Source organism: Streptomyces sp. NBC_00075 (assembly GCF_045041225.1).
In the GTDB taxonomy this organism is placed as follows: Bacteria; Actinomycetota; Actinomycetes; order Streptomycetales; family Streptomycetaceae; genus Streptomyces; species Streptomyces adonidis.
This window is the reverse complement of record NZ_CP108243.1, coordinates 9,345,243-9,368,700: the sequence shown is the minus strand read 5'-3', so window position 1 is coordinate 9,368,700 and position 23,458 is coordinate 9,345,243. Positions and strand designations below refer to the sequence as shown.

Below are 23,458 nucleotides of genomic sequence, written 5' to 3'. Positions count from 1 at the left end.
ATGAACCATTCACTTCAGGCGGACGGCAACCAGGTCCCACACGATCTCGGCCAGTGCCTCCTTCGGCCCGTGCGGCACGGGGGTCTCGCTGCCGTCCGCGCCCAGCACTACGGCTTCGTTCTCCTCGGAGCCGAAGGTCCGGCGCTCCCCCACCTCGTTCACGACCAGCAGGTCACATCCCTTGCGCCGCAGCTTCGTACGGCCGTTGGCGAGGACGTCGTCCGTCTCGGCCGCGAAGCCGACGACCACCTGGCCGGCTCTGGCGCGGTCGGCCGAGATCTCCGCGAGAATGTCCGGATTCCGGACCAGGGTGACGGGTTCCGGGTCCGCGCCGTCCTTCTTCTTGATCTTCCCGGCCGCGTAGACCGCCGGCCGGAAGTCGGCGACCGCCGCGGCCATCACCACGGCGTCGGCGTCCGCGGCCGCCTTCAGCACGGCCTCGCGCAGCTGGACGGCCGTCCCCACGGGTACGACGTCCACGCCCGCCGGGTCCGGAAGCCCGGTGTTCGCGGAGATCAGAGTGACCCGGGCGCCCCGGGCGGCGGCCGTACGGGCGAGGGCGTACCCCTGTTTGCCGGAGGAACGGTTGCCGAGGAAGCGGACGGGGTCGAGAGGTTCGCGGGTGCCACCTGCGCTGACGACGACGTGCCGGCCGGCCAGGTCGGGTTCCGTCACACCCCGGGCCAGCACGCGGCGGCAGACCTCGAAGATCTCGGCCGGGTCGGGCAGGCGCCCCTTGCCCGTGTCGACGCCGGTGAGGCGCCCGACGGCGGGTTCGATGACGAGGGCGCCGCGGCGGCGCAGTGTCGCCACGTTCTCCTGGGTGGCCGGGTGTTCCCACATCTCCGTGTGCATGGCGGGGGCGAAGACGACGGGACACCGAGCGGTGAGGAGGGTGTTGGTCAGCAGGTCGTCGGCGAGTCCGTGGGCCGCCTTCGCGAGCATGTCGGCCGTCGCCGGGGCCACGATCACCAGGTCCGCCTGCTGGCCGATGCGGACGTGCGGGACCTCCTGGACGTCGTCCCAGACCTCCGTCGAGACGGGGTGGCCGGAGAGCGCGGACCAGGTGGCGGCGCCGACGAAGTGCAGGGCCGAGGCGGTGGGGACGACGCGGACGTCATGGCCCGACTCCGTCAGCCTCCGCAGCAGCTCACAGGCCTTGTACGCGGCGATACCGCCACTGACCCCCAGTACGACCTTCGGCTTGCCCACCGGGCCTCCCCTGACTCGATACGCGACTCGGTACGGCTCCATGACACACCACAGGCCCGACAGTCGCGCTGTCGGGCCTGTGGATAAATGAACCGAAAGTTGAAAATACTACTGCGCGGGGCCCTCAACGGCCTCGGACGTCAGCAGACCCGCGTTGATCTCACGCAGGGCGATCGAGAGCGGCTTCTCGTGGACGTGGGTGTCGACGAGCGGACCGACGTACTCAAGGAGGCCCTCGCCGAGCTGCGAGTAGTACGCGTTGATCTGGCGGGCACGCTTGGCCGCGTAGATCACCAGGCTGTACTTCGAGTCGGTGGCTTCGAGGAGCTCGTCGATCGGAGGGTTGATGATGCCCTCGGGCGTGGAGATGGAAGAGGACACGCTCTGCCTTCCGAAAGGTGGGATGGGATCGGAAACGATCACACAACTTCCATCAAGGCTAGCAGCTCGCGCGCTACATCCTCGACGGAGGTGTTGACCAGGGTCTCGTCGAACTCGGGCTCGGCAGCCAGTTCGATCTTGGCCGCGTCCAGACGGCGCTCGATCACCTCGGGCGGTTCGGTGCCCCGCCCGGTCAGTCTGCGCACCAGTTCCTCCCAGGAGGGCGGAGCCAGGAACACCAGCAGGGCGTCAGCCATGGACTCGCGGACCTGCCGGGCGCCCTGGAGGTCGATCTCCAGGAGGACCGACTCGCCGGACTCCAGCCGCTCCAGCACGGCCGCACGCGGCGTGCCGTAGCGGTTGCCGGCGAATTCGGCCCACTCCAGGAGTTCGCCGTTGGCGATCAGCTTGTCCATCTCCTCGTCGGTGACGAAGAAGTAGTGGACGCCGTGCTTCTCGCCGGGGCGTGGCTTTCGGGTCGTCGCCGACACCGAGAGCCAGACCTCGGGGTGTGCCTTGCGCATATGGGCGACGACCGTGCTCTTGCCGACCCCCGAAGGGCCGGAGAGCACGGTCAGCCGCGGACGTACGTCCGGGGGCTCGGGGGTCGTCCCCCGGAATGTTGCAGCCATGCGGCGATTATTCCAGGAATCCCGGGGTGCCAGGACTCAGGAGCCGGTGCTGCCGAACTCGCGCTCCAGGGAAGCGATCTGGTTGGACCCGAGGCCACGCACTCGGCGGCTCTCGGAGATACCGAGTCGCTCCATGATCTGCTTGGCGCGGACCTTGCCCACGCCCGGGAGCGATTCGAGCAGGGCGGAGACCTTCATCTTGCCGATGACGTCGTTCTCCTGGCCCTGCTTGATGACCTCGTGAAGGGAGGCGCCGGAGTGCTTGAGTCGATTCTTGACCTCGGCCCGCTCCCGGCGAGCCGCGGCGGCCTTTTCGAGCGCGGCTGCGCGCTGTTCAGGGGTAAGGGGCGGAAGAGCCACGCCTACGTCACCTCGGATGTCGAACTGTCGGATACGGACCGGTGAGGAACCTAGTCGCCCCTCACCTGGTGAGCTACGAACAACACACTTGCTCGTTGGCTCTGGTCGGAGACTAGCGGCCAAGGCCGCCAGAGTCAGCGAGAACAGCGGAAAAGTCCTGGTCAGCCTTCGGCAGGTCGGATATTTCAGGCATACTGCCCCTGATTTGAGAAAGTATTCAGTCTCAAGGCGACCCGGAGTCACTCATCGGAGGACTCCGCCGAAGTGTGCGAATGCTCAGGTCGCGGCCACTGCGGCCCGGATCTCGTCGGCGAACCGGTCCGACGCGTCCCGCAGAGCGACGAGTTCGGGACCGTGACGCAGAACACCTCGGCTGATGTTCGGAACCACGTTGCGCAGGGCGGCCCCGAACACCCCGGGAAGGTCGGCCGGGGTCGCCCCCTGGGCACCGACTCCGGGCGCGAGGAGAGGTCCGTTGATGTCGAGGTCGTAGGACGAGAGGTCACCGAGCGTGGCCCCGACGACTGCCCCGAAGGACCCCATGGGCCGCTCCCCCGCGTTCTCCGCGGCGAGGTACGCCAGCATGGTCGCGCCGACGTTCAGCCCGTCCTCGCGGACGGCGTGCTGCACCTGACCGCCCTCGGGATTGGACGTCAGCGCCAGCACGAACAGGCCCGCGCCGCTCTCCCGCGCGAGCTCGACCGCCGGCTTCAGGGAGCCGTAGCCGAGATACGGCGACACGGTGAGCGCGTCCGAGAACAGCGGGGCGCCCTTCTCCAGGAAGGCTGCGGCGTACGCGGCCATGGTGGAGCCGATGTCACCGCGCTTGGCGTCCATCACGACCAGGGCGCCGGCCTCCCGCGCCTCCTGGACCGACTTCTCCAGTACGGCGACCCCGCGCGACCCGAACCGCTCGAAGAACGCGCTCTGCGGCTTGAGCACGGCGACCCGCCCGGCCAGCGCTTCGACGACGGTGCGGCTGAACCGCTCCAGGCCGGCGACGTCGTCGTTCAGCCCCCAGTCGAGGAGCAGCGAGGAGTGCGGGTCGATGCCGACGCAGAGCGGGCCGCGCTCGTCCATGGCGCGGCGCAGCCGGGCGCCGAAGGGTTCCAGGACCGTCATGCCGTCTTCTTCCTTGTGTCGGCGCCGACCGCGTCGGCGAGCGTGGCGTACGGGCTCGTACGGAGGCGGGCGGCGAGCCCCTTGTGGATCGCGCGGCCCCAGAAGGGGCCCTCGTAGACGAACGCGCTGTAGCCCTGTACGAGGGTGGCACCGGCGAGGATGCGCTGCCAGGCGTCCTCGGCGTTCTCGATGCCGCCGACGCCCACCAGGGTGATCCGGTCGCCCACGCGCGCGTAGAGGCGGCGCAGCACCTCCAGGGAGCGTGCCTTCAGGGGTGCGCCGGAGAGGCCGCCGGTCTCCTTCACCAGGGTGGGGTCGGAGGTCAGGCCGAGTCCCTCGCGCGCGATGGTGGTGTTCGTGGCGATGATCCCGTCCAGACCGAGTTCGACGGCGAGGTCGGCGACGGCGTCCACGTCCTCGTCGGCGAGGTCGGGCGCGATCTTCACCAGCAGCGGGACCCGGCGCGAGGTCACCGTACGGTCGGCGGCCTCGCGGACGGCGCTGAGCAGCGGGCGCAGCGCCTCGGTGGCCTGGAGGTTGCGCAGGCCGGGCGTGTTGGGCGAGCTGACGTTGACGACGAGGTAGTCGGCGTACGCGGCGAGCCGCTCGGTCGACTTCACGTAGTCGGCGACGGCCTCGTCCTCGGGGACGACCTTGGTCTTGCCGATGTTGACGCCGACGACGGTCCGGAAGACCGCCTCGCGGGTCGCCAGACGGGCCGCCACGGCCAGCGAACCCTCGTTGTTGAACCCCATGCGGTTGATGAGCGCCCGGTCCGGCACAAGGCGGAACAGCCGCTTCTTGGGGTTGCCTGGCTGCGGCTCGCCCGTGACCGTGCCGATCTCGACGTGGTCGAAGCCGAGCATCGACATCCCGTCGACCGCGACCGCGTTCTTGTCGAAGCCGGCCGCGAGCCCGAAGGGCCCGTGCATCCGCAGCCCGAAGGCCTCGGTGCGCAGTTCCTCGTACCGGGGTGCGAGAGAGGCGGCGACGAAGGTCCGGAGGACGGGGACCCGGGCGGCGAGGCGGATCCAGCGGAAGGCGAGGTAGTGGGCCTCTTCGGGGTCCATCCGGGTGAAGACCAGACGGAAGAAAAGCTTGTACATGATGGTGTCCCTCATGAACCTCATGAAGAGGGGGACACCGTTTCCGGTGTCCCCCTCAGGGCTGCTAGTCGCGGGCCGCGGTCAGATGTTCGGCGTGTTCCTGGAGCGAACGCACTCCCACGTCACCGCGGTTGAGGGCGTCGATGCCCTGGACGGCCGCGGCGAGCGCCTGGACGGTCGTCAGGCAGGGCACGGAGCGCGCCACGGCGGCCGTACGGATCTCGTAGCCGTCGAGGCGGCCTCCGGTGCCGTACGGGGTGTTGACGATGAGGTCGACCTCGCCGTCGTGGATGAGCTGGACGATGGTCTTCTCGCCGTTCGGGCCGGTGCCCTCGTTCTGCTTGCGGACGACCTTCGCGGTGAGGCCGTTGCGCCGGAGGACCTCGGCCGTACCGGAGGTGGCCAGCAGCTCGAAGCCGTGGGCGACCAGTTCACGGGCCGGGAAGATCATCGAACGCTTGTCCCGGTTGGCGACCGAGATGAACGCGCGCCCCTTCGTGGGCAGCGGGCCGTACGCCCCCGCCTGCGACTTGGCGTACGCCGTGCCGAAGACGGAGTCGATGCCCATGACCTCGCCGGTGGACCGCATCTCGGGGCCGAGCACGGTGTCGACGCCCCGCCCGGAGGTGTCCCGGAAGCGGTTCCAGGGCATGACGGCCTCCTTGACGGAGATCGGCGCGTCCAGCGGCAGTTCGCCGCCGTCGCCGGTCGCCGGGAGCAGTCCCTCGGCCCGCAGTTCGGCGACGGTCGCGCCGAGCGAGATCCGGGCGGCGGCCTTCGCGAGCGGCACCGCGGTCGCCTTCGAGGTGAAGGGGACCGTACGGGACGCGCGCGGGTTGGCCTCCAGGACGTACAGGATGTCGCCGGCCAGCGCGAACTGGATGTTGATCAGACCGCGGACGCCGACCCCGCGCGCGATGGCCTCGGTCGAGGTCCGCAGCCGCTTGATGTCGAAGCCGCCGAGGGTGATCGGGGGCAGGGCGCACGCCGAGTCGCCGGAGTGGATACCGGCCTCCTCGATGTGCTCCATGACGCCGCCGAGGTACAGCTCCTCGCCGTCGTACAGGGCGTCGACGTCGATCTCGATCGCGTCGTCGAGGAAGCGGTCGACCAGGACCGGCCGGGAGGGGCTGATCTCGGTCGACTCGGCGATGTAGGACGACAGCCGGGTCTCGTCGTACACGATCTCCATGCCGCGCCCGCCGAGGACGTACGACGGCCGTACCAGGACCGGGTAGCCGATCTCGTCGGCGATGGCCTTGGCCTCGGCGAAGGTGGTCGCCGTGCCGTGCTTGGGGGCCGGGAGGCCCGCCTCCGCGAGGACCCGGCCGAAGGCGCCCCGGTCCTCGGCGGCGTGGATGGCCTCGGGCGGGGTGCCCACGACCGGTACGCCGTTGTCCTTGAGGGCCTGCGCGAGGCCCAGCGGGGTCTGGCCGCCGAGCTGCACGATCACGCCCGCGATCGGACCGGCCAGGGACTCCGCGTGGACGATCTCCAGCACGTCTTCCAGCGTCAGCGGCTCGAAGTACAGGCGGTCGGAGGTGTCGTAGTCCGTGGAGACGGTCTCGGGGTTGCAGTTGACCATCACGGTCTCGTAGCCCGCGTCGCTCAACGCGAAGGAGGCGTGGACACAGGAGTAGTCGAACTCGATGCCCTGACCGATGCGGTTGGGGCCGGAGCCGAGGATGATCACGGCCGGCTTCTCGCGGCTCGCCACCTCCGTCTCCTCGTCGTACGAGGAGTAGAAGTACGGCGTCTTGGCCGCGAACTCGGCGGCGCACGTGTCGACCGTCTTGTACACCGGGCGCACGCCCAGCGCGTGCCGCACCTCGCGCACGACGTCCTCGCGCAGGCCCCGGATCTCGCCGATCTGCTGGTCGGAGAAGCCGTGCCGCTTCGCCTCGGCCAGGAGTTCGGGGTTCAGCCGCTCCGCCTCGGCCAGCTCGTCCGCGATCTCCTTGATCAGGAACAGCTGGTCGACGAACCACGGGTCGATCTTCGTGGCGTCGAAGACCTCCTCGGGCGTGGCGCCCGCGCGGATGGCCTGCATGACGGTGTTGATACGCCCGTCGGTCGGCCGTACGGACTCGGCCAGCAGCTCTCCCTTCTCGCCGGGCTCGCCGACGAAGGTGAACTGGCTGCCCTTCTTCTCCAGCGACCGCAGCGCCTTCTGGAGGGCCTCGGTGAAGTTGCGGCCGATGGCCATGGCCTCGCCGACCGACTTCATGGTGGTGGTGAGGGTGGAGTCGGCGGACGGGAACTTCTCGAAGGCGAAGCGCGGAGCCTTCACCACCACATAGTCGAGCGTCGGTTCGAAGGACGCCGGGGTCTTCTCCGTGATGTCGTTCGGGATCTCGTCGAGCGTGTAGCCGACGGCGAGCTTGGCGGCGATCTTGGCGATCGGGAAGCCGGTCGCCTTCGACGCGAGGGCCGAGGAACGCGACACGCGCGGGTTCATCTCGATGACGATGATGCGGCCGTCGTCCGGGTTGACCGCGAACTGGATGTTGCAGCCACCGGTGTCGACCCCGACCTCGCGGATGATCGCGATGCCGATGTCGCGGAGGCGCTGGTACTCGCGGTCGGTCAGCGTCATCGAGGGCGCGACGGTGATCGAGTCGCCGGTGTGCACGCCCATGGGGTCGAAGTTCTCGATGGAACAGACGACGACGACGTTGTCGTTCTTGTCGCGCATCAGCTCCAGCTCGTACTCCTTCCAGCCGAGGATGGACTCCTCCAGGAGCACCTCGGTGGTCGGAGACAAGGTCAGGCCCTGGCCGGCAATGCGGCGCAGCTCCTCCTCGTCGTGGGCGAAGCCGGAGCCGGCGCCGCCCATGGTGAAGGAGGGGCGGACGACGACGGGGTAGCCGCCGAGCGTGTCGACGCCCGCGATGACGTCGTCCATGGAGTGGCAGATGACCGAGCGGGCGGACTCGCCGTGCCCGATCTTCGCGCGGACGGCCTCGACGACGCCCTTGAAGAGGTCGCGGTCCTCGCCCTTGTTGATCGCCTCGACGTTGGCGCCGATCAGCTCGACACCGTACTTCTCCAGCACACCCTGCTCGTGCATGGAGATCGCGGTGTTCAGAGCCGTCTGACCGCCCAGGGTGGGCAGGAGCGCGTCCGGGCGCTCCTTGGCGATGATCTTCTCGACGAACTCGGGGGTGATCGGCTCGACGTAGGTGGCGTCGGCGATCTCCGGGTCGGTCATGATCGTCGCCGGGTTGGAGTTGACCAGGATGACCCGGAGGCCCTCGGCGCGCAGGATGCGGCAGGCCTGGGTGCCGGAGTAGTCGAACTCGGCGGCCTGGCCGATGACGATCGGGCCGGAGCCGATGACCAGGACGGACTGGATATCGGTGCGCTTAGGCACGCTGGCCCTCCATCAGTGCGGTGAAGCGGTCGAACAGGTAGGCGGCGTCGTGCGGGCCCGCTGCCGCCTCGGGGTGGTACTGGACGCTGAACGCGGGCCGGTCGAGCAGCCGAAGGCCTTCCACGACCTGGTCGTTCAGACAGACGTGCGAGACCTCGGCGCGCCCGAACGGCGTCTCGGAGATCTTGTCGAGCGGCGCGTCGACGGCGAAGCCGTGGTTGTGGGCGGTGACCTCGACCTTGCCGGTCGTCCGGTCCTGCACGGGCTGGTTGATGCCCCGGTGGCCGTACTTCAGCTTGTACGTGCCGAAGCCGAGGGCACGCCCCAGGATCTGGTTGCCGAAGCAGATGCCGAAGAGCGGCGTACCGCGCTCCAGGACCGCCTGCATGACGGAGACCGGGTGGTCCGCGGTGGCCGGGTCGCCCGGCCCGTTGGAGAAGAACACCCCGTCGGGGTTGACGGCGTACACGTCCTCCACGGTCGCCGTGGCGGGCAGTACGTGCACCTCGATGCCGCGCTCGGCCATCCGGTGCGGGGTCATGCCCTTGATGCCGAGGTCGACGGCGGCGACGGTGTACTTCTTGGTGCCGATCGCGGGGACGACGTACGCCTCCTTGGTGGCGACCTCGGCCGAGAGGTCGGCGCCCTTCATCTCGGGGGCCTGGCGCACCTCGGCGAGCATCGTGCCGTCGTCGGGCAGCGCGTTGCCGGAGAAGATGCCGACGCGCATGGCACCGCGCTCACGCAGATGACGCGTCAACGCGCGCGTGTCGATGCCGGAGACGCCGACCACGCCCTGCTTCCGCAGCTCCTCGTCGAGGGAGCGCCGGGAGCGCCAGTTGGAGGGCACGCGCGCGGGGTCCCGTACGACATAGCCCGCGACCCAGATGCGCTGCGACTCGGGGTCCTCGTCGTTGACGCCGGTGTTGCCGATGTGCGGGGCGGTCATGACGACCACCTGGCGGTGGTACGACGGGTCGGTGAGGGTCTCCTGGTAGCCGGTCATGCCGGTCGAGAAGACGGCCTCTCCGAAGGTCACCCCCACGGCCCCGTAGGCCCGGCCGCGGAAGATCCGGCCGTCCTCCAGGACGAGTACGGCGGGAGCCTTGCTGGCTCCCCTGGTGGAGGTCGTCATCGTGCGCCTTCCGTTTCCGTCTTGTTGATCATCTGGTTCAGGGTGCGGACCCACTCGTTGTGCTCGGCCGCGGTGTCGGAGCGGAACCCGGAGTCGATCAGCCGTTCGCCGTGCGCCCAGGTGACGACCAGCAGGCCGCCCTCGGTGAGGACCTTGCCGGCGATGCCCTTGTCGAGCCGGGCCTCGCGCAGGGCCTCCAGGGGGACGAAGAAGTCGGCTGCCCCGGGGCGTACGACGTCCAGTCCCGCGTCCGTGAGCGTCAGCTCGACCCGGCTGCGGGTGCCGAGGCCGTGCGCCACGATGCGGTCCAGCCACTGCCCCGCGGTGGTGGAGCCGTGGTAGCGCCCGCTCATCGTCAGTCTCGCCTCACCGGGCTCGTCCGGCGCGGCGGGCAGCTCGGGCAGGTCGCCCTGGAGCGTGCCGCGCCACTTCCAGCCCTCGCGCATCAGCCAGTAGATGAGCGCGACGAAGAGCGCGAGCCCGACCAGCCAGCCCACGCGGGCGGCCCAGTCGGTCACCTCGGCCGACTTCTGTTCGGCGGCGATGTACGTCAAATCCGGCAGTGATGTCACGCGAGCTTCCCGTCGACGAGCGTGGCCTTGCCCCGGAGCCACGTGTGCGTGACACGGCCCGGCAGCTCACGGCCCTCGTACGGGGTGTTGCGGCTGCGGGAGGCGAAGCCCGCGGGGTCCACGGACCCACGGTATGCCGTGTCGACGAGCGTGAGGTTGGCGGGCTCACCTGCCGAGACGGGGCGGCCGTGGCCCGTCGCCCGCCCGATGCGCGCGGGGGCGAAGGACATACGGTCGGCGACGGTCGCCCAGTCCAGCAGTCCGGTGTCCACCATCGTCTCCTGGACCACTGACAACGCGGTCTCCAGGCCGACCATGCCCATGGCGGCGGCGGCCCACTCGCAGTCCTTGTCCTCGTGCGGGTGCGGGGCGTGGTCGGTGGCGACGATGTCGATCGTGCCGTCGGCGAGCGCCTCGCGCAGGGCCAGCACGTCGCGTTCGGTGCGCAGGGGCGGGTTGACCTTGTAGACCGGGTTGTACGTCCGGACCAGTTCGTCGGTGAGCAGGAGGTGGTGCGGGGTCACCTCGGCGGTGACGTCGATGCCCCGGGACTTGGCCCAGCGGACGATCTCGACGGACCCGGCGGTCGAGAGGTGGCAGATGTGGACGCGGGAGCCGACGTGCTCGGCGAGCAGCACATCGCGCGCGATGACCGACTCCTCGGCGACCGCGGGCCAGCCCCCGAGCCCCAGCTCGGCCGAGACGACGCCCTCGTTCATCTGGGCGCCCTCGGTCAGCCGCGGCTCCTGCGCGTGCTGGGCGACGACCCCGCCGAAGGCCTTCACGTACTCCAGGGCGCGCCGCATGATCACGGCGTCGTCGACGCACTTGCCGTCGTCGGAGAAGACGGTGACCCCGGCGGCGGACTCGTGCATGGCGCCCAGCTCGGCGAGCTTCTTGCCTTCAAGCCCGACCGTGACGGCCCCGATGGGCTGGACGTCGCAGTAGCCGTGTTCCTGCCCGAGCCGGTAGACCTGCTCGACCACACCGGCGGTGTCGGCGACCGGGAAGGTGTTGGCCATGGCGAACACGGCCGTGAAGCCGCCGCTCGCCGCCGCCCGGGTCCCGGTCAGCACGGTCTCGGAGTCCTCGCGCCCCGGCTCCCGCAGATGCGTGTGCAGATCGACGAGCCCGGGGAGCAGCACCTTGCCGTCGGCCTCGACGACCTCGGCGCCCTCCTCGGACAGCCCGGCACCGATCGCGGCGATGGTCTCGCCGTCGATGAGGACGTCCTGCGGCTCGCCGCCGAGCACCCGCGCACCACGAATAAGGATCTTGCCCATGTGTCTTACTTCTCCTCGGTACGGGTGTGGGTGACGGCGGGTTCGTTGCCGCCGAGCAGCAGATAGAGCACGGCCATCCGGATGGAGACACCATTGGTGACCTGTTCGATCGCCGTGCAGCGCTCGGAGTCGGCGACCTCGGCGGTGATCTCCATACCGCGGACCATGGGCCCGGGGTGCATCACGATGGCGTGCTCCGGCATCCGCGCCATGCGGTCGCCGTCGAGGCCGTAGCGCCGCGAGTACTCGCGCTCGGTCGGGAAGAACGCGGCGTTCATACGCTCCCGCTGGACGCGCAGCAGCATCACCGCGTCGGACTTCGGAAGGGTGCTGTCCAGGTCGTAAGAGACCTCGCAGGGCCAGGCCTCTACGCCGACCGGCACCAGGGTCGGCGGGGCGACGAGGGTGACCTCGGCGCCGAGGGTGTGCAGCAGGTCGACGTTGGAGCGGGCGACGCGGCTGTGCAGGATGTCGCCGACCAGGGTGATCCGCTTGCCGGCGAGGTCCTGGCCGATGCCCGCGTCCCGCCCGACGAGCCGGCGGCGCATGGTGAAGGCGTCCAGCAGCGCCTGCGTCGGGTGCTGATGCGTCCCGTCCCCGGCGTTGATGACGGCCGCGTCGATCCAGCCGGAGGTGGCGAGCCGGTACGGGGCCCCGGAGGCGCCGTGCCGGATGACGACCGCGTCGACGCCCATGGCTTCGAGGGTCTGGGCGGTGTCCTTCAGGGACTCGCCCTTGGAGACGCTCGACCCCTTGGCGGTGAAGTTGATGACGTCGGCGGAGAGGCGCTTCTCGGCGGCCTCGAAGGAGATCCGGGTCCGCGTGGAGTCCTCGAAGAAGAGGTTGACGACGGTGCGGCCGCGCAGGGTCGGCAGTTTCTTGATCGGCCGGTCGGCGACCCGGGCCATCTCCTCGGCGGTGTCGAGGATCAGGACGGCGTCGTCGCGGGTGAGGTCGGCGGCCGAGATGAGATGACGCTGCATCTTTCAGGCTCCGTAAGGAAGTTCATCCGTAAGGAAGTTCGGGAGATTCCGGGCAGGCAGGGGCATCGCGAGGGGACGTACGGCGCGGGGCCGCACGCGCGCGTGCTACTGCTGGGCGGTCCGCTTCGCACCGAGCAGGACGGTGTCCCGACCGTCCTCCTCGGCGAGCTGGACCTTGACCGTCTCCCGCAACGACGTGGGGAGGTTCTTGCCGACGTAGTCGGCGCGGATGGGCAGTTCGCGGTGGCCTCGGTCGACGAGGACCGCGAGCTGCACCGCGCGCGGGCGCCCGATGTCGTTCAGGGCGTCGAGGGCGGCGCGGATGGTGCGGCCGGAGAAGAGCACGTCGTCGACGAGGACGACCAGTCTGCCGTCGAGGCCGTCACCGGGGATGTCCGTACGGGCCAGCGCGCGCGGCGGGTGCATGCGCAGGTCGTCGCGGTACATGGTGATGTCGAGTGAGCCGACCGGGATCTTTCGGTCGGTGATCTCGGCCAGCTTGGCGGCGAGCCGCTGGGCGAGGAAGACGCCCCGGGTCGGGATGCCGAGGAGCACCACGTCGTCGGCGCCCTTGGCGCGTTCGACGATCTCGTGGGCGATGCGGGTCAGTACCCGCGCGATGTCGGGGGCTTCCAGAACGGGCCGTGCGTCGGCCTCGTACTGCTGCTTGTCCTGCTCAGAGTCCATAGGAAACGGACCTCCTTCTCCGCCTCACAGGACGGATCATTAAAGGACGTCGGAATTGCGCCAACCACGGTACCAGTCCACGCAACATCCCTGTTCACCCCACTGGCGCCATACGTCACCCGTCTGCCGTAACCGCATGTCGCCCACCGTGGAGGAGCCGGGCCGACCCGTTCGGCTTGACGGGGAAGAGTAACGCTGCGTAACCTCACAGTGAGTCACCAGCCGCGCGGCTCGTCCGCACGTCGACACTGTGTCCGGGAGCTATATGTCCAGCGAATACGCCAAACAGCTCGGGGCCAAGCTCCGGGCGATCCGCACCCAGCAGGGCCTTTCCCTCCACGGTGTCGAGGAGAAGTCCCAGGGACGCTGGAAGGCGGTCGTGGTCGGTTCGTACGAGCGCGGCGATCGTGCCGTGACCGTACAGCGCCTCGCCGAGCTGGCGGATTTCTACGGGGTTCCGGTGCAGGAGCTGCTGCCGGGCACCACGCCGGGCGGGGCCGCCGAGCCGCCGCCGAAGCTCGTCCTCGACCTTGAGCGGCTGGCCCATGTGCCGGCCGAGAAGGCGGGCCCCCTCCAGCGCTACGCCGCGACGATCCAGTCGCAGCGCGGCGACTACAACGGCAAGGTGCTGTCGATCCGCCAGGACGACCTGCGCACCCTCGCCGTCATCTACGACCAGTCGCCCTCGGTCCTGACCGAGCAGCTGATCAGCTGGGGTGTTCTGGACGCGGACGCGCGCCGCGCCGTCTCCCACGAGGAGGGCTGAGCCCGACGGCTTTCAGCCGTTGAGCAGAAACGTGCCGTCGGGGTGGCCGGAACCTATGGGTTCGGGCCACCCCGACGGCGTTCTACGGGCCTGGAGGGCCCCAGGGGTACACACATCGCCGGAGGGCCCACAGCGTGTCGCTGTGGGCCCTCCGGCGAGTCCGCGCCCGGAAGGCTGCGCGACCGGCCACAGGCGGCCCGCAGATCACATACGACCGCAGTTCCCCGGCGTATCCAGCGGAGCTATTCGCGGCGCAGCGAGGACTTCAGGTCCTTGAACCGGCCGAGGAGGCCGTTGACGAACGAGGGCGACTCGTCCGTCGAGAACTCCTTCGCCAGCTGCACCATCTCGTCGAGGACGACGGCGTCCGGGGTCTCGTCGACCCAGATCAGCTCGTAGGCACCGAGGCGCAGGATGTTGCGGTCGACGACCGGCATCCTGTCGAGCGTCCAGCCGACCGAGTACTGCGAGATCAGCTCGTCGATGCGCTTCGCGTGCTGCGCGTAGCCCTCGACGAGCTGCATCGTGTACTCGCTGACCGGGGGCTGGCGGGTGTCGGCCCGGGAGAGCCGGATCCAGTCCCCGAGGACCCTCTGGACATCGGCCCCGCGCTGGTCGCCTTCGAAGAGGATCTGGAAGGCACGCTTGCGGGCCGTGTTGCGGGCAGCCACGGTTAGCTGTTCACCCGGCCGAGGTAGTCGCTCGTACGGGTGTCGACCTTGATCTTCTCACCGGTGGTGATGAAGAGCGGGACCTGGATCTGGTGGCCGGTCTCCAGCGTGGCGGGCTTGGTGCCGCCGGTGGAGCGGTCGCCCTGGACACCGGGCTCGGTCTCCTGGACGACCAGCTCGACGGCGGCCGGCAGCTCGACGAAGAGCACCTCGCCCTCGTGCTGGGCGACCGTGGCGGTGAAGCCCTCGATCAGGAAGTTGGCGGCGTCGGCGACGGCCTTGCGGTCCACCATGAGCTGGTCGTACGTCTCCATGTCCATGAAGACGAAGTACTCGCCGTCCATGTACGAGAACTGCATGTCGCGCTTGTCGACAGTGGCCGTCTCGACCTTGACACCGGCGTTGAACGTCTTGTCGACGACCTTGCCGGAGAGCACGTTCTTCAGCTTGGTGCGCACGAAGGCCGGGCCCTTGCCGGGCTTGACGTGCTGGAACTCGACGACGGACCAGAGCTGGCCCCCGTCGAGCTTGAGCACCAGGCCGTTCTTGAGGTCGTTCGTGGAAGCCACGGTTGCGGAATCTCCTGGACTGACGTGGACGACCCCGGGGCAGACGCGACAGCTTCAAGGCTAGAGCGCGAGCAGTTCCTTGGTCGTGATGGTAAGTAGCTCGGGTCCGCCGTCCGCCTCGGGGCGTACGACGAGCGTGTCATCGATCCGGACACCGCCCCGGCCCGGGAGGTGGACCCCCGGTTCGACGGTGACCGGCACGCAAGCGTCCAGTTTACCCATGGCTGCGGGGGCGAGCTGCGGGTCCTCCTCGATTTCGAGTCCGACACCGTGTCCGGTGAGGTCCGGAAGGCGGTCCGCGTACCCCGCGGAGTCCAGCACCTGGCGGGCCGCACGGTCCACGTCACGGTAGGCGGCGCCGGGTGCCAGGGCCTCGCGTCCGGCCCGCTGGGCTGCGAAGACGAGGTCGTACAGCTCGATCTGCCAGTCGGCGGGCGAGGTGCCGATGACAAACGTACGGCCGATCTCGCAGCGGTAGCCGCGATAGACGGCGCCGAGGCAAACAGAGAGAAAGTCGCCTTCCTCCACGCGCCGATCGGTGGGCCGATGCCCCCGTCGCCCGGAATTCGGCCCGGTTGCGACGGCGGTGGCGAAGGCGGGCCCATCGGCGCCGTGGTCGACGAGCCGCCGCTCCAGTTCAAGGGCGAGATGCCGCTCCGTACGCCCCACGAGGATGGACTCCAGGAGTTCACCGAGCGCCTGGTCGGCGATCTCGGCGCCGATCCGCAGACAGGCGATCTCCTCCTCGTCCTTCACCACCCGGAGCTGCTCGACGGCGCCACCGAGGTCGGCAAGGCGCAGCCTGGGCGCGACGGACCCGATGGCCCGATACCGGGCCACGGTCAGGTGATGCTCCTCGACGGCGAGGGACTCCGCCCCTTGAGCGGCGGCGAGATCCGCGGCGGCGACGGCCGGGTCACCGCTCGGCACGGACAGCTCATGCACCCGCAGGACGTCGTCGGGACGGCCGCCCTCGACGGTCCCCGCGCACACGAGCAGATCCTCACGCTTTCCCAGCAGCAGTACGGCTCCCTGCGGGGCCGTGCCCGCGAGGTACCGCACATTGGCGGCACGGGAGACCAGCGCCCCCGCACTGCCACCCGCGTGACACCGCTCCCGAAGCCGCGCTCTACGCGCCGCGTACGCCTCTGACATGCCCCGAGCGTAAGAGCGCGAACGGCTGGCCGCCGGTCGGAGGGGGCCGAGTGGGCGGCACGTGAACGCGACCACAGAGTTTCTTCGCGGGGGCGATCACTCGTTCGGACCACCCGGGCCCGGCAGCTACCGGTCAGTGCGCGGCAGGCACGCACCCACCGCCCGGCGTACCCTGCGCTACCACTTGGGCGGGCTGGCCACCAGGCGTGCGAGGACGTCGTCCAGGACCCGCGCCGTCGCCGGTACGTCCAGCTGGGAGTTGTCGATGATCGGGAGGCCGGACCCGTACCAGCCCGCCATCCGACCGTGGATGCGGGCAACCTCCTCGTCCGTCAGGCGACGGTTGCCGGAGCGTTCGGCGTTGCGCTCCAGGACGATCTCCAGGCCGGGGAGGAGGACCACCGGGAGCAGACCGGGCCCCACGTGCCGCTTCCAGCCGCCCAGGCCCACCACCGGCCGGTCCGGGAACACCGCGTCGTCGAGGATGCACGAGATCCCGTTGGCCAGGAAGTTGCGGGCGGCGAAGCCGCAGGTGCGGCGGGCGAGACGATACTGCGCCTCGGAGTGGTCGTTCCACCCCGACTGCGGATCGGCGAAGCCCGAACGCACCCACTCGCGGACGTCATCGAGGCTGATGTGCGCCGTAGGCACCCGGCGATGGTCCGCCCAGTACTTCGCGACGCTGGTCTTCCCCGCACCCGCGGGGCCGATCAGCAGCACGGCGAGGGGCGCGGAGGCCGGATCGAGCGCGCCCGTCGCGGGCGGCGAGCCCGGCGTCGGGACGAAGTCGCCCTGCGGCAACGGCACATGGCCGGTGGTGTCCGGCGGAGGCGGCACGGGGACGTGCTGCGGAACGGGAGCGTGCTGGGGGACCGGCGGATGCGGTGCCTGCGGGCCGGGGCCCGACGGGGCTCCCCCCGTGTAGACCGAGCCCGGGCCCGAGGGCGCACCCCCGGTGTAGACCGGAGCCGGGGCGGGCGGCCGGTTCGGGGGTGCGGAACCCGGGTGCGCGCCCGGGGGCTGCTGCCCCGCGTGCGGTGCGGCCGACGACCAGTCGGCGTCCGGTCCTTGCCCCGGCTGGTGGGGCGGCGGCAGCGGAGACCCCACTGCGTGCTGCATCCGGTGCCACTCCATCTCGTACAGGCAATTGGCGCTGGCTAGGGGCACGGACCCCGCTCTCCCCCACTGCCCGAAAGGCGTGGGGGACCCCCAACCGAACGGTACCGTCCCGGGCCGCCGTTTGGTGAACGGCCCGGGGCGGTCTCAAGTGCCCGTCACCACAGGCGAATCGGGCCAAGCGCCCGAGTCGGGAGCTACTCCCCCACTTCGCCGTAGGCGGCGAGGAGGACGGCCGGGTCCGGTCCCTCCAGGACGGTCGGCTTGGCCAGTCCGTCCAGGACGATGAACCGCAGCAGATCGCCCCGGGACTTCTTGTCGACCTTCATGGTCTCCAGCAGCTTGGGCCACTGGTCGTAGCGGTAGTGCAGCGGCAGGCCCACGGATTCGAGGACCGTGCGATGGCGGTCCGCCGTCGCGTCGTCCAAACGGCCCGCGAGACGGCCCAGTTCGGCCGCGAAGTGCATACCGACGGAGACGGCCGCGCCGTGCCGCCACTGGTAGCGCTCGTTCTTCTCGATCGCGTGCGCGAGCGTGTGCCCGTAGTTGAGGATCTCGCGCAGGCCCGACTCCTTCAGGTCCGAGGAGACGACCTCCGCCTTCACCTTGATCGAGCGCTCGATCAGCTCGGCGGTGTGCGGACCGGCCGGGGTGCGGGCGGCCTGCGGGTCGGACTCGATCAGCTCCAGGATCACCGGGTCGGCGATGAAGCCGGCCTTGATGATCTCCGCGAGCCCGGACACGTAGTCGTTGACCGGGAGCGAGTCCAGCGCCGCGAGGTCGCAGAGCACACCGGCGGGCGGGTGGAAGGAGCCGACGAGGTTCTTGCCCTCGGCGGTGTTGATGCCGGTCTTGCCGCCGACCGCCGCGTCCACCATCGCCAGGACCGTCGTCGGGATCGCGATCCAGCGCACCCCGCGCAGCCAGGTCGCGGCCACGAACCCGGCCAGGTCGGTGGTCGCCCCGCCGCCGACACCGACGATGACGTCGGTCCGTGTGAAGCCGGACTGGCCGAGCGCCTTCCAGCAGTAGGCGGCCACCTCGACGGTCTTGGCCTCCTCCGCGTTCGGCACCTGGATGGCGACCGTCTCGAAGCCCTGGCCCGCCAGGTCGGCGCGCAGCGCCTCACCCGTCTCGGCGAGCGCCTCGGGGTGGATCACCGCGACCCGCTTCACCCGGGGTCCGATCAGCCCACCCAGCTCCTCCAGGAGCTGTCGCCCGATCAGGACCTCGTACGGATCGCTGCCCGCCGTGCCGCCGACCTGGATCCGCGTCACTGCCTCGCTGCTCATGCTTCCTTCAACTCCAGTGCGTCCAGGACGGCTTGGGTGACCTCTTCGGGCGTGCGGCCATCGGTGGGTACGACGGCCAGGGCGACCTCCGTGTACAGATGGCGGCGGGCCTCCATCAGCTCCCGCCACTGCCGGCGCGGATTGACCGCCAGCAGGGGGCGGGCCGCGTTCAGGCCGGTGCGCTGGACCGCTTCCTCGACGTCCATCGAGAGGTAGACGACGCGGTGCCCGGCCAGCAGCTCGCGGGTGTCCTCGTCGAGGATCGAGCCGCCGCCGAGGGCGAGAACGCCGTCGTGCTCGGCCAGCGCCCGCTGGACCGCCTGCTTCTCGACGGCCCGGAAGACCGGCTCGCCCTCGTCGACGAAGATGTCGGCGATCGTGCGGCCCTGCTCGGCGACGATGTCGTCGTCGGTGTCCCGGTACGCGCAGCCGAGCCGCTCGGCCAGCAGCCGTCCGACGGTGGACTTGCCGACGCCCATCGGCCCGACCAGCACAATCTGCACCGCGCTCACCGGACGATCAGGTGCTCGAGGTACGACTCCACGTTGCGGCGCGTCTCGGGCACGCTGTCGCCGCCGAACTTCTCCACGACCGCGTCGGCCAGCACAAGGGCCACCATCGCCTCGGCGACGATCCCGGCGGCCGGGACCGCACACACGTCGGAGCGCTGGTGGTGGGCCTGCGTCGCCTCGCCGGTCACGACATCGACGGTCTGGAGGGCGCGCGGCACGGTCGCGATCGGCTTCATGGCCGCCCGTACGCGCAGCAGCTCGCCCGTGGACAGACCGCCCTCGGTGCCACCGGAACGGCCCGTGGCACGCCGGATGCCGTCGTCGGTGGCGATGATCTCGTCGTGCGCCTTCGAGCCCGGCACGCGCGCGAGGTCGAAGCCGTCGCCGACCTCGACGCCCTTGATGGCCTGGATGCCCATCAGGGCGGCGGCGAGGCGGGCGTCGAGGCGCCGGTCCCAGTGCACATGCGAACCGAGGCCCACAGGCACGCCGTACGCCAGCACCTCGACCACACCACCGAGGGTGTCGCCGTCCTTGTGGGCCTGGTCGATCTCCGCGACCATCGCCTTCGACGCGTCCGCGTCCAGGCAGCGCACCGGGTCCGCGTCCAGTTTCTCGACGTCGGAGGGCTTGGGGTAGACGCCGTACGGGGCCTTCGCGGCCGCCAGTTCGACGACGTGCGAGACGATCTCGATCCCGGCCGCCGCCTTCAGGAACGACCGGGCGACCGCGCCCAGCGCCACCCGGGCCGCCGTCTCGCGCGCGGAGGCGCGCTCCAGGATCGGACGGGCCTCGTCGAAGCCGTACTTCTGCATGCCCGCGAGGTCGGCGTGGCCGGGACGCGGCCGGGTCAGCGGGGCGTTGCGGGCGAGACCGGCCAGGATCTCCGGATCCACCGGGTCGGCCGCCATCACCTGCTCCCACTTCGGCCACTCGGTGTTGCCGACCATCACCGCGACCGGCGAACCGAGCGACAGCCCGTGCCGTACGCCGCCGAGGAAGGTGATCTCGTCCTGCTCGAACTTCATCCGGGCACCGCGCCCATAGCCGAGCCGCCGCCGCGCCAGGTGGTCCGCCACCAGCTCGGTGGTGATCGGCACGCCGGCCGGCAGGCCCTCCAGCGTCGCGACGAGTGCGGGACCGTGGGACTCCCCAGCGGTCAACCAGCGCAACCTGCTCAACGGTGCTCCTCATACTCGCGCCCTGGTACTGCCCTGCGTACGCGCGTCCTCACGTACGTCGACGGCGTGACCGGGTGCGCGGCCCTGGCCCGCCACCCCCGATCCTCCCACGTCCGGGCCGGACACCTGGTCGGCGGTCCAGCAGACGGACGCGGAACGCGGCAGGGTCAGCGGTCGGCGAGCGCCTTCTCGCCCGCCCTGCGCATGGCGCCCAGCGGACCCGGGACGCGCCCGGTCATCTGCTCCACCTGAAGCACCGCCTGGTGCACCAGCAGGTCGAGTCCGCTGACGACCGCCCCGCCGTACGCCGACCAGCGGGCCGCGAGGTCGGTCGGCCAGGGGTGGTAGAGCACGTCGAAGAGGGTCGCGGGCCGTTCCGGTACGGCACCGGACAGCGCGTCCGTCGCGCCGGCCGGGGTGGTGGCGATCACCAGCGGGGCGTGCAGCGCACGGGCCGCGTCCGCCCAGTCCGCCGTACGGACCTCGATGTCGAGGCGTTCTCCCCACTGCCGCATCTCGGCGGCCCTGGCCTCGTTACGGACGTACACGACGACCTCGCCGGTGCAGATGCGGGCGAGCGCGGCGAGCGCGGAGGAGGCGGTGGCGCCGGCGCCGAGGATCGCGGCGGAGTCGACCTGTTCGATGCCGTGCTCGCGCAGGGCGCCCACGATCCCGGGGATGTCGGTGTTGTCGCCGACGCGCCGCCCGTCCGCTTCGAACACGACGGTGTTGACGGCCTCGACCGAAGCGGCCGTCTCGCTGACCTCGTCGAGCAGCGGGATGACCGCCCGCTTCAGCGGCATCGTGAGCGACAGCCCCGCCCACTCGGCCCCGAGGCCGCCCATGAATTCCGGCAGGGCCGCCTCATCGACCTCGAAGCGGTCGTACGTCCAGTCCGTGAGCGCCAGTTCCCCGTAGGCGGCGCGGTGCAGCACCGGAGAGAGGGAGTGGGCGATGGGGGAACCGAGCACCGCTGCCCGGCGGGCGTCAACTGCCCGTTCTTGCATCGAACTTGTCCTTGAGCTTGAGGAATTCATCGTGCGTCTTGGCGAATTCGGTCTTGCTCACGCCATCGGTCGCCACGAAGTAATACCAACCGTCGTCGGTCGGATTCAGCGTCGCCTTGATCGCCACTTCCCCCGGATTTCCGATCGGGCCGGGCGGCAGACCCTTGTTGGTGTACGTGTTGTACGGGTCCTTGTTGCTGTTGATCTCCGACTCGCTGATGTCGATGTTGCTCTCGTTCTTCGCATAGTTGAAGGTCGAGTCGAACTGAAGGGCACCGTAGGTCTCGGGGTTCGCGGGATCAAGGCGGTTGTAGACGACCTCCGCCATCTTGCGGTAGTCGTCACTGGTCTTGCCCTCGGCCTCGACGAGGCTCGCGACCGTGATGACCTGCAACGGGCTGTCGAGGTCGAGCGCCTTGGCCTTCGCTTCGAGGTCGAGGGCGTCGTACTTGGCGGCGGCCTGCGTGACCATTTCCTTCAGGACATCCGCGGGTTTCATGCCCTTGGCAGCGGGATAGGTCGCCGGGTAAAGGAAACCTTCCAGCGGGTCCTTGATCTCGTCGTTGTCGTTCGCCCAGTCCGGCAGACCCAGGGTCTTGTAGTCCTTCTTGGCGACCTTCTCGGTCGTACCGGCGGAAAGCCCGAGCTGTTTGTCGATGTTCTTGTAGATCGTGGCGTTGCGCTGCCCGGGAGTGACGAGCAGATTGTTCTGGCTCTTGGGGTCGAGCATCATCGCGACGGCGCTCTTGGCGGACATCTCCTTGTTCAGGACATACACGCCGGCCTGGATCGTCTTTCCCTTGGGATTCTCCGACTGGGCTGTCACAAAGGCGTCGACGCTCTTGACGACGCCCTTCTCCTTCAGCGCCTGGCCGATCTGATAGCCGCCCGCGCCCTTGGGGATCTCGACGGTCACCGTCGCGCTCGTACCGTCTCCCGCGAAGTCGGGCGCCGCGCCGAAACGATTTTGGTAGAACTGGTAACCGAAATACCCGATTCCGGCGATGCCGCCGCCGAACACCAGGACGACAACCAGGCAGGCCATACCGCTGCGGCCCTTCTTGGTCTTGCCGCTCTTCCCGCTCTTGTCGCCGTCCCGGCCCTTCCGGTCGCCGCGGCCTCGACGCCCGTCCGCCTCGTCGTCGGGCTCGTCGTCATCGTCACCGCCGCCCGCGAAGAAGGCGTGCTCGCCCTGGTCGGGGCCGGGGTCCCAGCCGGTCTGCGGTTCCGGCTCGGGTTCGGGTTCCGGCTCTGGACGGCGCCTGGCCGGCGGTTCCGGCGGCGGGTATGCGTCAGGAGTGCCGTAGTAGTCGGGCTGCTGACCGCCGTACGCGGCGGCCTGCTGGGCGTACGGATCCATGGGATCGGCGGTGTAGGGCACCTGCGCCTGCTGACCGGCGTCCCAGCCGCCGCCCGCGTACTGCTGCTGCCCCTGATCGACGTACTGCTGGTGGGCCTGTCCGCCGTACTGCTGCTGCGGGTATTGCTGCTGCTGGTACTGCTGGTTCTGGGCGTGCTGCTGATACTGCTGTTGCGCGTACTGCTGCTGCGCCTGGTCGTACGCGGCCTGCTGGCCGTCGGTGCCCCAGTCGCCGTACTGCGGCTGCTGCTGGGGGTAGTGCTGATGCTGGCCGTCGTAGGAGGACTGGCCGGCCTGGGCCTGCTGTCCTTCCCATCCGCCGTCCCCGTACAACGGGTCCTCCGGATGCCACGGTTCGGAGCCTGGGCCCCGGCCATACTCAGTCATCGATCCCCTAGAGCCGCGAGGCGGCCGATCACGCGGCGCCCACATCACCGCTACCGTTCCGCCTCTTATCGTGCGGCTACTGTTCGAACAGAGCCACAATCGCGCGGAACGTTACCGTATCGCGATCAGATGACCACTTCGACGCCCTCGCCGGGTGCTTTACCTGACACCCGTTCGGATTCGAGGGCCTGTTGCAGGATGATCACGGCCGCGGCCTGGTCAATGACCGATCTGCCCTTTTTCGATTTCACGCCCGAGGCACGCAGTCCCTGACTGGCCGTCACCGTCGTCATCCGCTCGTCCACCAGCCGTACCGGGACAGGTGCGATCAGACGGGCGAACTCCTGAGCGAAGCCACGGACCTTCACCGCGGCGGGGCCCTCGCCCCCCTTGAGGGAGCGAGGGAGACCGACGACGACCTCGATGGGTTCGTACTCGTCGACGAGTTGCTTCAGCCTGCGGTGAGCTGCGGGAACGTCCCGGCCGGGGACCGTCTCCACCGGGGTGGCGAGGATCCCGTCGGGGTCGCACGAGGCGACCCCGATCCGGGCGTCCCCGACATCGATCGCGAGTCGACGGCCGCGGCGCAGGGTGCT

Annotated in this window: 23 protein-coding genes; 1 reads left to right on the top strand and 22 read right to left on the bottom strand. The window is 69.8% G+C overall.

What is annotated here, in order from left to right; genetic code table 11:
* Positions 1-9: 9 nt before the first annotated feature.
* The 12 genes from coaBC to pyrR form a co-directional block, all read right to left on the bottom strand.
* Positions 10-1,212 carry a bifunctional phosphopantothenoylcysteine decarboxylase/phosphopantothenate--cysteine ligase CoaBC gene (gene coaBC / locus OG787_RS41070; RefSeq protein ID WP_405538678.1) on the bottom strand — a complete coding sequence of 401 codons (1,203 nt, stop codon included), beginning with the start codon at positions 1,210-1,212 and terminating at the stop codon, positions 10-12.
* Positions 1,213-1,320: 108 nt separating this feature from the next.
* A complete protein-coding gene (gene rpoZ / locus OG787_RS41065) occupies positions 1,321-1,593 on the bottom strand; it encodes a DNA-directed RNA polymerase subunit omega (RefSeq protein ID WP_006382157.1) in 273 nt (90 codons plus the stop codon).
* A gap of 38 nt (positions 1,594-1,631) precedes the next feature.
* The gene (gene gmk, locus OG787_RS41060) at positions 1,632-2,225 is read right to left on the bottom strand and encodes a guanylate kinase (protein WP_369032034.1); all 594 of its coding nucleotides are present in this window, start codon (positions 2,223-2,225) and stop codon (positions 1,632-1,634) included.
* Between the two features lie 36 nt (positions 2,226-2,261).
* A complete protein-coding gene (locus OG787_RS41055; protein ID WP_003977346.1) occupies positions 2,262-2,585 on the bottom strand; it encodes an integration host factor in 324 nt (107 codons plus the stop codon).
* 276 nt (positions 2,586-2,861) lie between these two features.
* Complete coding sequence (gene pyrF, locus OG787_RS41050) at positions 2,862-3,707, bottom strand: orotidine-5'-phosphate decarboxylase (RefSeq protein ID WP_389359261.1); 846 nt, start codon at positions 3,705-3,707, stop codon at positions 2,862-2,864.
* A complete protein-coding gene (locus tag OG787_RS41045; RefSeq protein ID WP_405540725.1) occupies positions 3,704-4,813 on the bottom strand; it encodes a quinone-dependent dihydroorotate dehydrogenase in 1,110 nt (369 codons plus the stop codon). Before OG787_RS41045 ends, pyrF begins: the two co-directional genes overlap by 4 nt.
* A gap of 64 nt (positions 4,814-4,877) precedes the next feature.
* Complete coding sequence (gene carB, locus OG787_RS41040; protein WP_405538674.1) at positions 4,878-8,186, bottom strand: carbamoyl-phosphate synthase large subunit; 3,309 nt, start codon at positions 8,184-8,186, stop codon at positions 4,878-4,880.
* Complete coding sequence (carA, locus tag OG787_RS41035; RefSeq protein ID WP_405538672.1) at positions 8,179-9,321, bottom strand: glutamine-hydrolyzing carbamoyl-phosphate synthase small subunit; 1,143 nt, start codon at positions 9,319-9,321, stop codon at positions 8,179-8,181. The genes carB and carA overlap by 8 nt, the downstream gene beginning before the upstream one ends.
* Complete coding sequence (locus tag OG787_RS41030; RefSeq protein WP_369032030.1) at positions 9,318-9,893, bottom strand: hypothetical protein; 576 nt, start codon at positions 9,891-9,893, stop codon at positions 9,318-9,320. The genes carA and OG787_RS41030 overlap by 4 nt, the downstream gene beginning before the upstream one ends.
* A complete protein-coding gene (locus OG787_RS41025; RefSeq protein WP_405538670.1) occupies positions 9,890-11,176 on the bottom strand; it encodes a dihydroorotase in 1,287 nt (428 codons plus the stop codon). The genes OG787_RS41030 and OG787_RS41025 overlap by 4 nt, the downstream gene beginning before the upstream one ends.
* Before the next feature lie 5 nt (positions 11,177-11,181).
* Positions 11,182-12,159, bottom strand: a complete 978-nt coding sequence (locus OG787_RS41020) for an aspartate carbamoyltransferase catalytic subunit (RefSeq protein WP_105975475.1) — start codon at positions 12,157-12,159, stop codon at positions 11,182-11,184.
* A 105-nt stretch (positions 12,160-12,264) separates the two neighbouring features.
* Positions 12,265-12,846, bottom strand: coding sequence for a bifunctional pyr operon transcriptional regulator/uracil phosphoribosyltransferase PyrR (gene pyrR, locus OG787_RS41015; protein ID WP_369032028.1), 582 nt, complete (start codon positions 12,844-12,846; stop codon positions 12,265-12,267).
* Positions 12,847-13,111: 265 nt separating this feature from the next.
* Here pyrR and bldD point away from each other — a divergent pair, with 265 nt between their 5' ends.
* Complete coding sequence (gene bldD, locus OG787_RS41010; RefSeq protein WP_006379429.1) at positions 13,112-13,612, top strand: transcriptional regulator BldD; 501 nt, start codon at positions 13,112-13,114, stop codon at positions 13,610-13,612.
* Positions 13,613-13,854: 242 nt separating this feature from the next.
* Here bldD and nusB read toward each other — a convergent pair whose 3' ends face one another.
* From nusB to ruvX, 10 genes are all read right to left on the bottom strand, one after another.
* The gene (nusB, locus tag OG787_RS41005) at positions 13,855-14,283 is read right to left on the bottom strand and encodes a transcription antitermination factor NusB (RefSeq protein ID WP_369032027.1); all 429 of its coding nucleotides are present in this window, start codon (positions 14,281-14,283) and stop codon (positions 13,855-13,857) included.
* 2 nt (positions 14,284-14,285) lie between these two features.
* The gene (efp, locus tag OG787_RS41000; protein WP_053744664.1) at positions 14,286-14,852 is read right to left on the bottom strand and encodes an elongation factor P; all 567 of its coding nucleotides are present in this window, start codon (positions 14,850-14,852) and stop codon (positions 14,286-14,288) included.
* 60 nt (positions 14,853-14,912) lie between these two features.
* Positions 14,913-16,007, bottom strand: a complete 1,095-nt coding sequence (locus tag OG787_RS40995) for a M24 family metallopeptidase (protein ID WP_405538666.1) — start codon at positions 16,005-16,007, stop codon at positions 14,913-14,915.
* Between the two features lie 177 nt (positions 16,008-16,184).
* The gene (locus OG787_RS40990) at positions 16,185-17,126 is read right to left on the bottom strand and encodes a Pro-rich N-terminal domain-containing protein (protein ID WP_405538664.1); all 942 of its coding nucleotides are present in this window, start codon (positions 17,124-17,126) and stop codon (positions 16,185-16,187) included.
* A gap of 194 nt (positions 17,127-17,320) precedes the next feature.
* A complete protein-coding gene (aroB, locus tag OG787_RS40985) occupies positions 17,321-18,415 on the bottom strand; it encodes a 3-dehydroquinate synthase (RefSeq protein ID WP_369032024.1) in 1,095 nt (364 codons plus the stop codon).
* Positions 18,412-18,894 carry a shikimate kinase gene (locus tag OG787_RS40980; RefSeq protein WP_369032127.1) on the bottom strand — a complete coding sequence of 161 codons (483 nt, stop codon included), beginning with the start codon at positions 18,892-18,894 and terminating at the stop codon, positions 18,412-18,414. The genes aroB and OG787_RS40980 overlap by 4 nt, the downstream gene beginning before the upstream one ends.
* 29 nt (positions 18,895-18,923) lie before the next feature.
* A complete protein-coding gene (aroC, locus tag OG787_RS40975) occupies positions 18,924-20,108 on the bottom strand; it encodes a chorismate synthase (protein WP_369032023.1) in 1,185 nt (394 codons plus the stop codon).
* Positions 20,109-20,275: 167 nt separating this feature from the next.
* A complete protein-coding gene (locus OG787_RS40970; RefSeq protein WP_369032022.1) occupies positions 20,276-21,115 on the bottom strand; it encodes a shikimate dehydrogenase in 840 nt (279 codons plus the stop codon).
* Positions 21,096-22,862, bottom strand: a complete 1,767-nt coding sequence (gene mltG, locus OG787_RS40965; protein WP_405538661.1) for an endolytic transglycosylase MltG — start codon at positions 22,860-22,862, stop codon at positions 21,096-21,098. The genes OG787_RS40970 and mltG overlap by 20 nt, the downstream gene beginning before the upstream one ends.
* 125 nt (positions 22,863-22,987) lie before the next feature.
* Entirely contained in the window at positions 22,988-23,452 is a 465-nt protein-coding gene (gene ruvX, locus OG787_RS40960; protein WP_369032126.1) for a Holliday junction resolvase RuvX, read from the bottom strand.
* Between the last annotated feature and the right edge of the window lie 6 nt (positions 23,453-23,458).

What these genes read in the sequence shown, in the direction of transcription:
- gmk (WP_369032034.1), bottom strand. Translation starts at nt 2,225, where the DNA reads ATGGCTGCAACATTCCGGGGGACGACCCCCGAGCCCCCGGACGTACGT.
- pyrF (WP_389359261.1), bottom strand. Translation starts at nt 3,707, where the DNA reads ATGACGGTCCTGGAACCCTTCGGCGCCCGGCTGCGCCGCGCCATGGAC.
- OG787_RS41045 (WP_405540725.1), bottom strand. Translation starts at nt 4,813, where the DNA reads ATGTACAAGCTTTTCTTCCGTCTGGTCTTCACCCGGATGGACCCCGAA.
- carA (WP_405538672.1), bottom strand. Translation starts at nt 9,321, where the DNA reads ATGACGACCTCCACCAGGGGAGCCAGCAAGGCTCCCGCCGTACTCGTC.
- OG787_RS41025 (WP_405538670.1), bottom strand. Translation starts at nt 11,176, where the DNA reads ATGGGCAAGATCCTTATTCGTGGTGCGCGGGTGCTCGGCGGCGAGCCG.
- OG787_RS41020 (WP_105975475.1), bottom strand. Translation starts at nt 12,159, where the DNA reads ATGCAGCGTCATCTCATCTCGGCCGCCGACCTCACCCGCGACGACGCC.
- pyrR (WP_369032028.1), bottom strand. Translation starts at nt 12,846, where the DNA reads ATGGACTCTGAGCAGGACAAGCAGCAGTACGAGGCCGACGCACGGCCC.
- bldD (WP_006379429.1), top strand. Translation starts at nt 13,112, where the DNA reads ATGTCCAGCGAATACGCCAAACAGCTCGGGGCCAAGCTCCGGGCGATC.
- OG787_RS40995 (WP_405538666.1), bottom strand. Translation starts at nt 16,007, where the DNA reads ATGTCAGAGGCGTACGCGGCGCGTAGAGCGCGGCTTCGGGAGCGGTGT.
- OG787_RS40990 (WP_405538664.1), bottom strand. Translation starts at nt 17,126, where the DNA reads ATGCAGCACGCAGTGGGGTCTCCGCTGCCGCCGCCCCACCAGCCGGGG.
- aroB (WP_369032024.1), bottom strand. Translation starts at nt 18,415, where the DNA reads ATGAGCAGCGAGGCAGTGACGCGGATCCAGGTCGGCGGCACGGCGGGC.
- OG787_RS40980 (WP_369032127.1), bottom strand. Translation starts at nt 18,894, where the DNA reads ATGGGCGTCGGCAAGTCCACCGTCGGACGGCTGCTGGCCGAGCGGCTC.
- OG787_RS40970 (WP_369032022.1), bottom strand. Translation starts at nt 21,115, where the DNA reads ATGCAAGAACGGGCAGTTGACGCCCGCCGGGCAGCGGTGCTCGGTTCC.
- mltG (WP_405538661.1), bottom strand. Translation starts at nt 22,862, where the DNA reads ATGACTGAGTATGGCCGGGGCCCAGGCTCCGAACCGTGGCATCCGGAG.